12 protein-coding genes are annotated in these 13,151 nt (G+C 70.2%); 1 reads left to right on the plus strand and 11 read right to left on the minus strand.

The window, feature by feature from the left end:
- The 9 genes from ICN82_RS16845 to ICN82_RS16885 form a co-directional block, all read right to left on the minus strand.
- The coding region (locus tag ICN82_RS16845) for an iron chelate uptake ABC transporter family permease subunit (protein ID WP_193185047.1) at positions 1-648 on the minus strand (648 nt) is incomplete at its 3' end.
- Entirely contained in the window at positions 645-1,520 is an 876-nt protein-coding gene (locus ICN82_RS16850) for an ABC transporter substrate-binding protein (protein WP_193185049.1), read from the minus strand. The genes ICN82_RS16850 and ICN82_RS16845, both read right to left, overlap by 4 nt.
- On the minus strand, positions 1,514-3,622 hold the full coding sequence (locus tag ICN82_RS16855) for a TonB-dependent siderophore receptor (protein ID WP_193185051.1): 2,109 nt from the start codon (positions 3,620-3,622) through the stop codon (positions 1,514-1,516). The genes ICN82_RS16850 and ICN82_RS16855 overlap by 7 nt, the downstream gene beginning before the upstream one ends.
- Positions 3,623-3,649: 27 nt before the next feature.
- Positions 3,650-4,561: a helix-turn-helix domain-containing protein gene (locus ICN82_RS16860; protein WP_193185053.1), complete on the minus strand. Its 912-nt coding sequence runs from the start codon at positions 4,559-4,561 to the stop codon at positions 3,650-3,652.
- Between the two features lie 271 nt (positions 4,562-4,832).
- Positions 4,833-6,035 carry an FAD-dependent monooxygenase gene (locus ICN82_RS16865; RefSeq protein WP_193185055.1) on the minus strand — a complete coding sequence of 401 codons (1,203 nt, stop codon included), beginning with the start codon at positions 6,033-6,035 and terminating at the stop codon, positions 4,833-4,835.
- 39 nt (positions 6,036-6,074) lie between these two features.
- Positions 6,075-6,869 carry an ABC transporter permease gene (locus ICN82_RS16870; RefSeq protein ID WP_193185057.1) on the minus strand — a complete coding sequence of 265 codons (795 nt, stop codon included), beginning with the start codon at positions 6,867-6,869 and terminating at the stop codon, positions 6,075-6,077.
- A 1-nt stretch (position 6,870) separates the two neighbouring features.
- Positions 6,871-7,668 (minus strand): ABC transporter ATP-binding protein, encoded by a 798-nt coding sequence (locus ICN82_RS16875; protein WP_193185059.1) that lies wholly within the window; start codon positions 7,666-7,668, stop codon positions 6,871-6,873.
- A 35-nt stretch (positions 7,669-7,703) separates the two neighbouring features.
- Entirely contained in the window at positions 7,704-8,450 is a 747-nt protein-coding gene (locus ICN82_RS16880; RefSeq protein ID WP_193185061.1) for an ABC transporter permease, read from the minus strand.
- 22 nt (positions 8,451-8,472) lie between these two features.
- Positions 8,473-9,483 (minus strand): ABC transporter substrate-binding protein, encoded by a 1,011-nt coding sequence (locus ICN82_RS16885; protein WP_193185063.1) that lies wholly within the window; start codon positions 9,481-9,483, stop codon positions 8,473-8,475.
- 251 nt (positions 9,484-9,734) lie between these two features.
- On the opposite strand from ICN82_RS16885, the gene ICN82_RS16890 reads away from it, so the two are divergent.
- On the plus strand, positions 9,735-10,400 hold the full coding sequence (locus tag ICN82_RS16890; RefSeq protein ID WP_226898557.1) for a TetR/AcrR family transcriptional regulator: 666 nt from the start codon (positions 9,735-9,737) through the stop codon (positions 10,398-10,400).
- A gap of 5 nt (positions 10,401-10,405) precedes the next feature.
- Here the strand turns inward: ICN82_RS16890 and trhA are convergent, their stop codons facing one another.
- Both trhA and ICN82_RS16900 read right to left on the minus strand, forming a co-directional pair.
- Entirely contained in the window at positions 10,406-11,071 is a 666-nt protein-coding gene (gene trhA / locus ICN82_RS16895; RefSeq protein ID WP_193185069.1) for a PAQR family membrane homeostasis protein TrhA, read from the minus strand.
- A 56-nt stretch (positions 11,072-11,127) separates the two neighbouring features.
- Complete coding sequence (locus tag ICN82_RS16900; RefSeq protein ID WP_193185072.1) at positions 11,128-13,143, minus strand: response regulator; 2,016 nt, start codon at positions 13,141-13,143, stop codon at positions 11,128-11,130.
- Positions 13,144-13,151 lie beyond the last annotated feature (8 nt).

Genomic DNA, 13,151 nt, shown 5'->3' on the forward strand with positions numbered 1-13,151 from the left:
GGCCGCGCCCAGCCCCAGCACCCGCAGGGGCCGCAGCACCGCCGCCGCGCCGAGGCCGCAGGCCGCCAGCATCGCCGCCAGCCCCAGCGCCGGGCCCCATCCGGTCTGCACCAGCGACCCGCCGGTCCAGACCACCATGGAAAACAGGTACTGCCCCTGCGCCAGGGTCATCGCGGTGGCCACGGCAGAGGCGAAGAGCGAGACCAGCATCCCGCCCACGGCCAGCGCGACCGGCTCGAACCGCTGCGCCGCGCCGAGACCGAGAACCAGCGCCGCGGCGATCGCGGCCCCGGCACAGGCCACCGGCCAGCGCCCCGCCGCCAGCAGCCCCGGCGCGAACAGCGTGGCGGCGATCAGCGCCAGCATCGCGCCCGAGGAAATGCCCAGAACCGACGGGTCGGCCACCGGGTTGCGCAGCACCTCCTGCAGGAGCGCGCCGGACAGGCCCAGCATCGCCCCCGCCAGAAGGGCCACCGCGCCGCGCGGCATCAGCCCGAAGGCCAGGCGGATCCGGTCCAGCGTCATCGTGTCGGGATCGAAGGGCGGGGCGGGCCAGGGCAGCGGCATCAGCGCCAGCGCCGCCGCCGTCCACAGCCCCGCCGCGATCGCCGCCCAGAGCCCGAGGACCAGAGCCGGACGCGCGCTCATGCGCCGAGCCCCGCCGCCAGCAGCCGGGCAAAGCGCAGCCCGGCGGGGACGCCGCCGAAGGGATTGACCGGCGCCAGATGCAGGAGCCGTCCTTCGGCCACGGCGGGGATGCGGTTCCACAGGACCGAGGTCTCCAGCGCGCGGCGGGCCAGAACCGGGATGCCCGAGACGGTGACGATGCGCGCCTCCGGCCGCTCGGCCAGCCGCTCGATCGGGACGGGGGCGGCGAAGGCATAGCGCGAGCCCCCGGTCCAGGCATTCTCCAGCCCCAGCTCGCCCAGGATCGCGCCGAACATGCTGTCGGCGCCGAAGGCCCGGAAATGCCGGGCATCGCCGATATCGGCGACATAGACGGGGCGGTCGCGGAAAGGCGCCAGCCGCGCGGCCAGCCCGGCCAGATCATGCGCCGCCGCCGCGGCCGCCGCCTCTGCGGCCCGCGGCATGTCCAGCCGCTCCGCCAGCGCATGGAGCGCGGCAATGGCATGGGGCCAGGGGGACTCCCCCGGGACATAGACCGGCAGCGACAGGACCGGCGCGATGGTTCCGAAGCGCGGCGCCATCGGCGCATACCAGGGCGAGGAGAGGATCAGCTCGGGGCGCACCAGCTGCAGCAATTCCATGTTCGGCGCGCTGCGCAGGCCCAGGTCGGTGACGGAGCCGGGCAGGGCGGGCTCCACCGCATCCTCGCGGAAGCGCAGCAATTCGCAGGCGGCCACCGGCATCGCCCCGATCGCCGCCGCGGTTTCCAGCATCGCCCAGTCGATCGCGGCAAGCCGCGGCCCGGGCGCTGCCGCCCGGACCCGGCCCGCGACCGTGGCGGCCGCCGCCGCGCCCAGAAGGGCGCGGCGTGTCAGCCCGCCGCCTGTCACCACTTGTAGGTCAGCTTCGCCTGCAGCGTGCGCCCGTCGCCGTAATAGCAGCCGAAGCTGCCGCAATTGGCGACATAGGCCTCGTCGGTCAGGTTGGTGACATTGACCGACAGATGCGCGTTCTCGGTCAGCTCATAGGCGGCCTGCAGGTCGAACACCGTCACATCCTCCAGCGCATACAGGTTGGCATCGTCGCCGTAACGCTCGCCGATATAGCGCACGCCGCCGCCCAGCGTCAGCCCGTCCACCGCACCGCCGGTGAATTCGCGGTTCAGCCACAGGCTGGCATTGTGCACCGGCGCGTTGCGCAGGTCATGCCCCTCGTTGTCGCCCTCGCGGATATCGGTATCGAGCCAGGTATAGGCGCCGCGCAGGTTCCAGCCCTCGGCGAGGCTGGCCACCGCCTCCAGTTCGACGCCTTCGGAGCGGACCTTGCCCAGCTGGCGGGTGCCGGTGATGCCGTTCTCGGTCACCGAGGTCGAGACATTGCTCTGGTCGATGCGGAACACCGCGGCGGTGAACAGCGCGTCATAGCCCGCGGGCTGGTATTTCACCCCGGCCTCCCACTGCTCGGCCTCGGTGGGATCGAGGGCCCTGCCGTCGATATCGGTGCCGACCACCGGATCGAAGGAGGTCGAATAGCTCAGATAGGGCGCGATGCCCGTGGCAAAGAGGTAGGAGACGCCGAGCCGGCCGGTCGTCGACTCGCTCGACTGGTCGATATAGGTCGTGCCCGCGAAGTTGGTCCAGCTCTCGCCCTCGATCTCCACCCAGTCATGGCGCAGCGCGGCCGAGATGCTCAGGGCGCCGATCTCGATCTCGTCCTGGACATAGGCGCCGATCTGGCGCTGCGTCAGGTCGTCGGTCGAGGAGAACCATGGCGCCGACAGGTTGGCGCCGCCATAGGAGGGGTCCGAGAAGCTGATGCTGTCGGCCGTGAGGAAATCGGTGCTTTCCTCGATATCGTACTGGCGCACGTCCAGCCCGAAGAGCAGCCGGTGCAGCGCCGCGCCGGTGGAGACCTCGCCGGTCAGGCGGGTGTCGATGTTCAGCGTCTCGCTGTCCTCGACCGTGTGGTTGCCGCCGCGGGTGATCGTGTCGCCGTCGGCCACGGTGTTGTTGACGTAGAAGCCGGTATAGTCCCAGTCGAATTTCTGGTAGCGGAAGCCCGAATTCAGCGCCCAGCCATTGCCGAAATCCTGTTCCAGCTCGAAGCCCAGGTTCAGCACCTCGCGGTCGCTTTCGTCATCGTCGGGGTCGCCTGCGTAGAACTCGCGCAGATCCTCGTCATCGGCCTTGCCCACCAGGTCATAGGGTACGCCCGCCGGGGTGATCGGGTTGTCCTGCTGGTAGGAGCCCAGGAATTGCAGCGTCACGCCCTCGCCCAGATCCGACCGCGTCGCCAGGCCGACATAGCCGCGCTCGTTGGTCAGGTCCTCGACATCCTCCTCGGTCTCGCGCACCACGCCGGTCACGCGCACCGCGTGGTTGTCGCCCAGCGTGCGGTTCACGTCGATGAACCCCTCGGTCGCCTTCGGATCGCCGAAGCCGATGCCCACCTCGCCGAAATCGACGCCCTGCGCGCGTTTCTGCACCTGGTTGATGATGCCCCCCGGCGTGCCCGAGCCATAGAGCACCGAGGACGGGCCCTTCAGGATCTCGATGCGTTCCAGCGAGTAGATCTCGAAGGAGGGCGAGCCCAGTTCGCGCAGCAGCCGCAGCCCGTTGAGGTACTGGGCGTTCTCGCCGCCGAAGCCGCGGATACTGGGCGCGTCGAAGCGCGGGTCGGTGCCGAAGGGCTGGGCCGTCACCCCCGAGGTATAGCCCAGCACGTCGCCCAGGTTGGTGCCGCCCTGGTCCTCGATCTGCTCGCCGGTCAGAACCGAGATGGAGGCCGGCGTCTGGAGCAGCGGCGTGCCGCTTTTCGTGGCGGTCTGCGAGGAGGGGGCGACATAGCCATCCACCGGATCCAGCGGGTCGCCGCGGCCGGTGAGGACGATGTTGTCCAGCACGATCAGGTCGGCCGTGGACTGGGCCTGGGCGGCGGCGGCAAGGCAGACAAGGCTGGCACCGGCCAGCAATGCACGGGTGCGGGGTGTGGTCATGGGAGGTCCGATCTGTTTTCCGAGCTTTTAACTCGGAATAGGCGGGGCGGCTTGAACGCGTCCGTCCCCCGTTGAACCGATCCCGTGAAAGTGACCGCGCCTGATCTCGCCGGGGGTGCGGCCATGGAGGCTGCGGAAGGCGCGGGTCATGTGCGCCTGGTCGGAGAATCCCGTCTCGGCGGCGATCTGGGCCAGCGCCGCCTGTCCCGCCTCCAGGCGCGCCATCGCGGCCTCCACCCGCTGGCGCAGCAACCAGGCCTGCACCGTCATGCCCTGCGTCTCGCGGAACCGGCGGGAGAACCAGCTTTCGGACATGCGCGCGATGGCGGCCAGTTCCGGAACGGCGATCCGGCGCCCGATATTGGCGGCGACGAAGGCCGCGAGCTCGCGCATCATCCACGCGGGCAATCCGCCCGGCGCCGGGCGGCCCAGGTCGAAGAGATCGGCCAGAAGCGCGGTCAGCAGCCCGTCGAGCGCGGGGTCGGGGCGGGACGGGCGCTCCACCTCCGCCGCGATGCGCCGCGCCAGCGGCAGCAGCGCCGCAGCGTCCCGCAGCATCACCGGCGCCTCCAGCGCGGACTCGGCCTGCATCCCGGCCATGCGCGCGCGCAGCATGTCGTCGCGCAGGTGGATGTCGAGATGACGGAAAGGCTGCGCCCGGCGCATGCGGCTCCACATCGGGCATCCCGCCGGCATGTAGAACGCCCCGATCCCGTCCAGCGGCGCGGCCTGTTCCTGCAGGCGCAGCTCCATCCCCGGGCAGGGCCCGTCGAGGAAGACGATGACGCGCGGATCGGGCGAGCGGTAATAGCCGCGGCTGCCGGCCTCGCATTCGACCTGCCACAGATCGGCGACCACGCCGGGCCAGCGCCGCCAGCAGAGCGGACGGACGACATGGATCGCGTGGATCTCGGCGGTCATGCGCGGCGAGAAGGTCATGGCGGACCCGCAGGGCGGGAACATGGCGGCAGGGTCATGGGCACGGCACCGGAAGAGGCAGGAACGGACGGCAGGGTCAGCCTGGCGGTCCGGATGCGGGGACGGTGGCTCGGCGCGCAACATGTCGCGTGAATCCGGCAGGCGGGTCAAGCGGAACCTCGGGACGAGGCAGGAGATCGGCCGATCGTGCCCCGCCGGGGACCGGGAATGCCCGGGATCGGGGCAGGGCGGGCAGGGACGGGGGGCCGCCGCGGGCGCGGCCCCCGCGGCATCAGGCGGTTTCCGGCGCCGGGGCGGCGGCGAAGGCGCGGGGGTCGTAGTCATAGACCCAGTCGGTATTGATGCCGGTCGTGCGCGGCTCCTCCCGCGCGCGGCGGGCATATTCGGCATCGCGCGCCGCCATCTCCTCGGGCGTGGGCAGGTGATAGGTCCGGCCGCGCTCGCGCGCCTCCAGCTGCACCCGCGCGGTGCGCGGCAGCCGCTCCGCCTGGTAGCGCGCCAGCGCCTGCGGGATGTCGCCCGGCATCCCGGCCAGCGCCTCGGCCAGCACCAGCGCATCCTCGATCGCCATGCCCGCCCCCTGGGACAGGAAGGGCAGCATCGGGTGGCAGGCATCGCCCAGCAGGGTGACATGGCCGCGGACCCAGCTTTCCATCGGGTCGCGGTCGAACAGCCCCCAGGCGAAGACCTCGTCGACATCCGCGAAGAGCCGGCCCAGCGATCCGTGCCAGCCCTCGAACCGGGCCAGCATCTCCTCGCGGCTGGCGCGGGTGCTCCAGCTTTCGGCGACCCATTCGGAGGCCTCGGCCACGGCGACGATGTTCACCATCTCGCCGCCCTTCACGTAATAGGTGACGACATGGGCATTGGGCCCCATCCAGAAGCTGCTGTCGGGGCTGACATGGTCGACCACCCCGCCGGTGGGCACCAGCGCGCGGTAGCACATGTGCCCGGTCCAGCGCATCGCGGTTTCGCCGAAGACCGCGCCGCGCACGGCCGAGCGCACCCCGTCGGCCCCGACGATCACGTCCGCCTCGAAGCTCGACCCGTCATCGAACAGCGCGCGCGCCCCCTGCGGGGTCTGTTCCACCCCGGTGCAGGTCAGGCCGAAATGGCAGATGCCCGGCGGCAGCCCCTCGGTGAACAGCTCCAGCAGGTCGGCGCGGTGGATATGGATGAAGGGCGCATCGTAATGCGCGCGGAACTCCTCGCCCAGCGGAATGCGGAAATTCTCCGCCGCGCTCTGCCAGTTGCGCCCGACGATGGCCTGCGGATGGAAGGCCCGCGCCAGCAAGCCGTCGTAGAGGCCGATGCCCTTGATCGCCTTGACCGCGTTGGGGGTGATCTGCACGCCCGCGCCGACCTCGCCGAAGGCGGGGGCCTTCTCGAAGATGGCGGTCTCGATGCCGCGGGCCAGCAGCGCGCGCGCCAGGGCCGCGCCGCCGATGCCGCCGCCGATGATTCCGACTTTCATGATCTCTTTCCTTGTTTTCCGTGTGCCGGGGGCGGGCGCTCAGCCGCGCCAGCCCAGCAGGCGTTTTTCCACGCGGCCCAGCACGCCGCGTTCCAGAAGCTGCATCGCGAGGATGAAGATGATCGCGGTGGCCGCGACCTCGCGCATCCTCAGCAGGCGGAAGCTCTCGAAGATCGAGGCGCCGATGCCGTCGGGCTGGCCGATCGCCTCCACCACCACTGCCAGTTTCCACGACAGCGCGAAGGAGAAGCGGGCGGCCGTCAGCAGTGCGGGCACGAGCTGCGGCAGTAGCTGGTGGCGCAGCGCGGCGGCCCGCGGCAGCCGGTAGATGCGCGCCATCTCGTCCAGGCCGGTATCGCGCGCCCGCACCGAGGAGCGCACGATATTTGAGACGAAGGGCGTCACCGCGACGGTCAGCGCGACGAAGCCCGCGACCTCGCCCGTGCCGAAGGCGAGGATGGCGAAGATGATGTAGACCGGGTCGGGCACGGCCAGCGCCAGCGCCAGCAGCGGCTGGAAGAACGCCTCGGCGCGTTCGGACAGCCCGATCAGGATGCCCACCGCCGCGCCGGCCAGCGTCGCCAGCGCGAAGGCGCCCAGGACGCGGGCCAGGGTCAGCCGGAAATCCAGCCAGAATTCCGGCGATTGCAGATTGGCCCAGATCTCCACGGCGGTATCGGCCGGGGTCGGGATCCAGGGACGCACGGCAATCGCGCCCAGCTGCCAGATCACCAGCATGGAACCGAGCGCGATCACCAGGCCGGGCAGCCCGGCACCGGGGCCGCCCGGCGGGAGCAGGCGCAGCCGTGCGAGGGGCAGGGTCTTGGCGGTCATGTCAGGCACTCCGGCGCTCCGTGGTTTGAGGCATGTCGAGGCCCCAGGGCACCTGGATGCGGCGGATGATGTCGGCCTCCACCTCGCGGATGCGGGCATCGTCATAGTCGCGCGGGCGCTCGATCGGGACGTGGTAATCCTCGAAGATGGTCGAGGGCCCGCGGGTCAGGATCAGGATGCGGTCGGCCAGATAGACCGCCTCGCGGATCGAATGCGTGACGAAGACCACGGTGGCGCCGGTGCGCTGGCAGATGCCGGTCAGTTCCTGGCGCAGCGACCGCGCGGTGACCTCGTCGAGCGTGCTGAGCGGCTCGTCCATCAGGATGTAGGACGGATCGACCAGAAGGGCGCGGGCGATGGACACCCTCTGGCGCTGGCCGCCCGACAGGCGCATCGGCCAGGCGTCCTTGAATTGCGAGATATGGAGGATCTCCAGGATCTCGTCGATGCGGGCCTCCCAGGTCTCGCGCGGCACCTCGGAGGCGGACAGCACCAGTTCCAGGTTCTGCCGCACCGTGCGCCACGGCAGCAGCCGGTGCGCCTGGAACACGTAGCCCAGCCGTGGGTCGCGGCTGCGCGGCAGGTACAGCTCGTCGCCATCGACCACGACGCGCCCGCGGGTGGGGGCCATCAGCCCCGAGAGGGTGTTGAGCATGCTGGACTTGCCGCAGCCCGAGGGGCCGAGGATGGCGACGAACTCGCCGCGGCGGATCTCGAAATCCAGCCGCGAGATGGCCGGGCTGCCGCCATAGGACACGCCCAGGTCGACGACTTTCAGAACGGTATCGGAGGATGTCACGGGACGGCTCCTGTCGGGATGGGATTGGGCGGCGCTCATCCGCGCCACCGGAAGACGAAGGTTTCCAGCCGCCGGATCACGCCGTATTCGGCGATCAGCACGATGGCCATGAAGACCAGCAGCCACAGATGCACCTCGACCATCAGCATGTAGTTCCACGCATGTTCGAACGCGGCGCCGAAGCCGGTCCGCGCGGCACCGAAGATCTCGGCCACCACGATCACCTTCCAGGCCAGCGCATGGGCGTTCCTGAGCGCCGAGAAGAGGAAGGGCGCGACGAAGGGCGCGGTGATGTGGCGGATCTGCCGCCACAGGCCCAGGTGGTAGATCTGCGCCAGTTCCTCGAGCTCGCGATCGGCGCTTTCCAGCCCGTCCCGCAGCCCCACCGCCATGTAGGGAAAGGTGATGAAGGCCACGACCGCGACATAGCCCGCCTCGTTGCCGCGGAAGATCGCGACGGCCAGGATCGCGGCGATGGCACTGGGCGTGCGCAGCGCGGCGGTGACGTAATAGCCCAGCACCTCGCGCAGCACCCGGCTGTGACGCATCGCGAAGGCGGCGAAGACCCCCGCCGCGACGCCGAGCGCCAGCCCGGCCGCCACGCGCCAGAGCGTCACGCCGATATTCAGCCAGGTTCCGGGATCGGCGAGGAAGCCCGGCAGATGGGCGAAGACCTCGACCGGATCGGCGATGAAGGTGGTGTTGCGGTGGGCGATCCACCAGGCGGGCAGGAGCAGGAGCATGGCCAGAGCCGACCATGCCCGTTTTTCCGAGAGGCGCATCGCGTGTCTCTCCGCGCCCTGCTCAGGACCTGGGGCCCAGATAGTCCTCGAGCGTGATCATCACGCCGTCGGGCACGTTCTGGATCAGCGTTCCGTCCTCGGCCAGCTTGCCCAGGAATTCCTCGGCCTGGCCGATCTTCTCCGCCGACCAGTCGGAGGTGAAATAGGGCGTCGCGCGGCCGTTCTCGATCATCGTGTCCAGCACCGCGTCGCTGGTGATGCCCAGATTCTCGCGGATATAGGGCTTGCGCAGGATCTCGTAATCCGAGTCCTCCAGCATCCGGATGGCCTCGTCATAGGCGTCGCGCACGGCATAGGCGAGTTCGGGATTCTCCTTCAGCCAGTCATCCTGCGCCACCATGTTGGTGATCCAGGGCGCGAAGCCGCCGGTATGTTCGGAATAGGCCTGGTGCGCCTGCAGCAGGTAGCGCCCGTCCGTGCGGGTGATCGCCTCGCTGACGAAGGATTCGAAATCGAAGATCGCGTCGACCTCCCCGGCCTCCAGCAGGTTGACCAGAGCCGCCGGGCCGACCTGCGAGAACTCGTATTCCTCCAGCACGTCGAAGCCGTAGATCTCCTGCACGATCAGCCGCAAAAAGGTGGTGGTGCCGCTGTCAGACCCGAAATGGCCGACCTTCTTGCCGATCAGGTCCTCGGGGGTCTGCGCATCGGATCCGCCCGGCACGACGATGCCCAGGTAGAGGTTGCCCACCGGGTAGAAGGCGCTGACCTCGAACCCCTCGTCGCGGGCAATGGAGACGCCCAGCACGTCATTGTCCATCGAGATCTGCGACTTGCCCATCAGGAAGTTCTGGAAGGCGCCTTCATGGGGCAGGTATTCGAAGACCCCGTCGAAGCCGTATTTCTCGTCCAGCCCTTCGTTTTCCATGATCATCATCGGCACGCCGCCGACACTCCCGGCCAGCGCCTGCATGGTGACCTGCGGCAGGTCCTGCGCGCCCGCCTGTCCTGCGGCCATGCCCAAAGAGACCAGCGCCGCCGCGCCGGTTGTCGCAAATGCGTTGAGTTTCATTGTCTTGCCTCTTTTTCCGGGCGCCGACTCGGCCCCCGCCTGTTGACGTTTTCTGGGTAGTGAAAAATTAATTAAATATCTATTTAAATCTTGAGCCACCCGGGCGATGCCCCGTCCGTGGCCCGGATGCCCGTTTGATGGGCGGAAAGATGCAGCATCTGCCCAAGGATCGGGCGGCCGCTGCATGGGTGGAAGAAAACTGAGACAGGCCGCGCCGGTTTGGCCTAAGGAGGATCGAAATGGATCGGATCATGGCCAAGAAGCGAAACGGACCCGGACGCCCGGGCGGACAGACGAACCTGTCGGAGTCGATCCTCGACGTGGCGGAGCAGATGTTCGCCGATAACGGCTTTGCCGGGACCGCCATGCGCCATGTGGCCGAGCGGATCGGGGCGACGCCCGCGCTGATCAACTACTATTTCTCCAACAAGGAGACGCTGTTCCGCGCGGTCTTCCTGCGGCGGGCCGAGAAGATCACCGAGGATCGCATGGCGCGGCTGGCGGCGCTGGAGGCGGCGGGCGGCTATTGCGTCGAGGACCTGGTCCGCGCCTTCCTGGAACCGACCGCGGCGCTTCTGGACACGGCGCAGGGGCGGTCCTTCCTGCGGCTCCATTCGCGGCTGCACATGGAACCCGAGGAAATCGCCTTCGCCCTGCGCCGCCAGGTCTACCAGGCCTCCACCCGCGCCTATGCCGAGGCTTTCGCGCGGCTGCTGCCGGATCTGCCGCCGCGCCGCGTCTATCACCGGGTCTCGCTGATGGTCGGCGCCTATCTCTACGCCTTCTCCGACACGAACCGGCTGGGAGAACTGACCGAGGGGATCGGCGACGGCCCGCTTCCGGGGGGGGAGGGCGACCGCATGCTGCAGGATGTGGTGGAATTCGTGGCGGCGGGCATGCGGGCCTCGCCGGGCTGAGCGGATCACGCCGGCCCCGGCAGCCCCGCCAGGACATGGGCCACCGCGGCGAAGAACAGCGCGCTGCCTGCCAGCACGAAGAGGTGCCAGATCGCGGTGTGGAAGGCCAGCCGCTCCAGCAGGTAGAAGGCCACGCCCGCGGTATAGACAATCCCGCCGGCCACCATCAGCGCCGTGACCCGCGCCGGCAGGGCCTCCAGCATGGCGCCCCCGGCGAACAGCGCCGCCCAGCCCATGCCCAGATACAGCGCAAGCGCCAGCCACCGGAACCGCCCCGGCGCGATCATCTTCAGCAGCGCCCCCGCCAGGGCGGACCCCCAGAGCCCGGCCAGAAGCCCCGTCGCGGGCACTCCGGAGAGCAGGGTGAAGGGCGTGTAGGTCCCGGCGATCTTGACATAGATCGCCGAATGGTCGAGCCGCCGCAGCAATCCGCGCCAGCGCAGGCTGTCGGTCATGTTGTACAGCGCCGAACAGCTCAGCATCAGGATCAGCGTGGCCCCGTAGACCGAGGCCGCCAGAAGCGCCGCGGGTTCGGCCCGGTGAATCGCGGTCATCGCGATCAGCAGCGGCACCGAAACCAGCGCGAGGGCCAGCCCGACGACATGCACGACGCCGTCGCTGATGCGTTCGGCCCGGCTCGGCCCGGCGGGGAGGGGAACGGAAAGGCGCATGGCAGGCAGGCTACGCCCGCCGCGCGCCCGCGCCAAAGGAAATCGGAACGGCCGCCTCAGGACTGCGCGGATCCGCCCAGCCGGCCCGTCTCCTCGCCGGGCAGAAGCGTGACGACGAGTTCGCGCAGCACCGGCCAGGCGACGGGTTTCTGCAGGAAGATCTCGGCCGGTTCGCCGGTCGCCCGCGCCGGCGGTCCGTAGCCCGACATCAGCACCACCGGCAGCTCCGGCAGCCGCTCGCGGATGGCGGCGGCCAGCGCGCGGCCCTGCATCTGGCCGGGCATGGCCAGGTCGGTGATGACCAGGTCCGGACGATAGCCCTCCTCCAGAAGACGCAGCGCCGCGGCGGCATCGTGGCGGATCTGCACCTCGTGCCCGTCCAGGCGCAGCTGCCGGGCCATGACCTTCTCGACCTGCAGATCGTCATCGACCAGCAGGATGCGCCGCGGCCGGTGCGGCCCCGGCCGCGCCCCCGGCGCGGGCAAGGGGGCCGCGCCCTGTGCCGCGGCGGCCGGGATCACCGGAAAGACCATGGTCACGGCGAGACCGCCCGACTCCGCCCGCGACAGCGCCAGCCCGCCCCCCGACTGGCGGCAGAACCCCGCGGCCACGGACAGGCCCAGCCCCGTGCCCTCGCCCACCGGCTTGGTCGTGAAGAAAGGTTCGGTCGCCAGCGCCATGGTCGGCGCATCCATGCCGGGGCCGTGATCGGTGACGGTGACGGTGACGAACCGCCCGGGCCAGAGCCGCTCTGGCTGGGAAAACAGCGCCAGCTGCTCCTCGCCCAGTTCCTGCAGCCGCGTGGCGACGGCGATCTCGCCTCCGCCGGGCTGGGCGTCGCGGGCATTTATCAGCAGGTTCAGCAGCGCCTGCTGCACCCCCGACGGGTCCAGCGCCGCAACGGCCCCGGGCGCGGCGAAGCCGCGCTCCAGCACCACATTGGCCGGGCAGAGCCGCTCGAACATCCGCAGGGTTTCCGGCAGCAGGCGGTCCAGCACCACCGGCACCGGCTCCAGCCGCGACTTGCGGCCATAGGCCAGAAGCTGCCGGGTCAGCTGCGCCGCCTGGCCGGCGGCATTCTGGGCATCCGAGATATAGCCGTCATGGGCCGTCCTGTCGGGGTCGCTCTGCAGGAGTTCCAGATTGCCCAGGATCACCGCCAGGGTGTTGTTGAAGTCATGCGCCACGCCGCCGACCAGCCGGCCCAGCGATTCCACCCGCTGGCCGCGCTCCATGGCCAGTTCCGCCGCCTGCCGCCGCCGCTCCGCCTCCGCCGCGCGGCGTTCCGACAGGTTGGCCAGATGGGCGAAATAGGTCGCCGCCGCCACCGAGACGCCGATCATCGCGCAGGTCAGGACGGCGGCGCGCAGGTCGGGGGCCAGAAGGTCCCGCCGCGACGCCTCCAGCGCCAGGCCGGTCAGCGCCACGGGCCCCAGCACCAGCACCGGCAGCAGGCGCCGCAGCATCTGGCTGCCCCGTTCGGGGGCGGTGACCACCGCCATCCAGCCGGTCCCGGGCGTCAGCAGCAGCAGCGCGATCAGCAGCACCGCCAACGAGACCGCGGTATGCAGCGCCATGCCGGTATAGAGCGGGTTGGCGAAAAGCGCGGGCGCCCCGAAGGCATAGCCCAGAAGCGGGACGGCGGTGACGCACATCCCGACCGTCTGGACGTTCAGCGCCAGCCGGGCGCCGCGCGGCCGGTCCACCCGCGCCAGCAGGCTGGCCGCCACCGCAAGGCACCCCGCCGCCGTGGCCGCGGACAGCATGTCGGGATGCATGTCCAGCGCCGGGGCCACATGCCCGGCCAGGACCAGCGGCGGGATGGCAAGCCCGCAGGCCGCCACGCCGCGCGGGCTGCGGTCCCCCGCCCGCAGCACCGCCCCGATGCTGCCCGCCAGCAGGCAGAGCGCCGTCGCCGGCACCATGGCCGGATAACCCGGCCGCAGCCGCACGAGGAAATCGATGCCCAGCCCCCAGCCCAGGACCAGGTCCAGCAGGGAAATCGCCGCGCAGATCCCGGCCAGACGCAGCGACCAGCCCCGCAGGCGGGAAGCGGGCGGTGCCGCGATCATCGGACGGA

This window comes from Mangrovicoccus algicola, assembly GCF_014903745.1.
Taxonomy (GTDB): Bacteria; Pseudomonadota; Alphaproteobacteria; order Rhodobacterales; family Rhodobacteraceae; genus Mangrovicoccus; species Mangrovicoccus algicola.

Bases quoted from the DNA above. Each gene is read 5' to 3' on its own strand.
- ICN82_RS16855 (WP_193185051.1), bottom strand. From the start codon at position 3,622: ATGACCACACCCCGCACCCGTGCATTGCTGGCCGGTGCCAGCCTTGTC.
- ICN82_RS16860 (WP_193185053.1), bottom strand. From the start codon at position 4,561: ATGACCTTCTCGCCGCGCATGACCGCCGAGATCCACGCGATCCATGTC.
- ICN82_RS16865 (WP_193185055.1), bottom strand. From the start codon at position 6,035: ATGAAAGTCGGAATCATCGGCGGCGGCATCGGCGGCGCGGCCCTGGCG.
- ICN82_RS16870 (WP_193185057.1), bottom strand. From the start codon at position 6,869: ATGACCGCCAAGACCCTGCCCCTCGCACGGCTGCGCCTGCTCCCGCCG.
- ICN82_RS16880 (WP_193185061.1), bottom strand. From the start codon at position 8,450: ATGCGCCTCTCGGAAAAACGGGCATGGTCGGCTCTGGCCATGCTCCTG.
- ICN82_RS16885 (WP_193185063.1), bottom strand. From the start codon at position 9,483: ATGAAACTCAACGCATTTGCGACAACCGGCGCGGCGGCGCTGGTCTCT.
- ICN82_RS16890 (WP_226898557.1), top strand. From the start codon at position 9,735: ATGGCCAAGAAGCGAAACGGACCCGGACGCCCGGGCGGACAGACGAAC.
- trhA (WP_193185069.1), bottom strand. From the start codon at position 11,071: ATGCGCCTTTCCGTTCCCCTCCCCGCCGGGCCGAGCCGGGCCGAACGC.
- ICN82_RS16900 (WP_193185072.1), bottom strand. From the start codon at position 13,143: ATGATCGCGGCACCGCCCGCTTCCCGCCTGCGGGGCTGGTCGCTGCGT.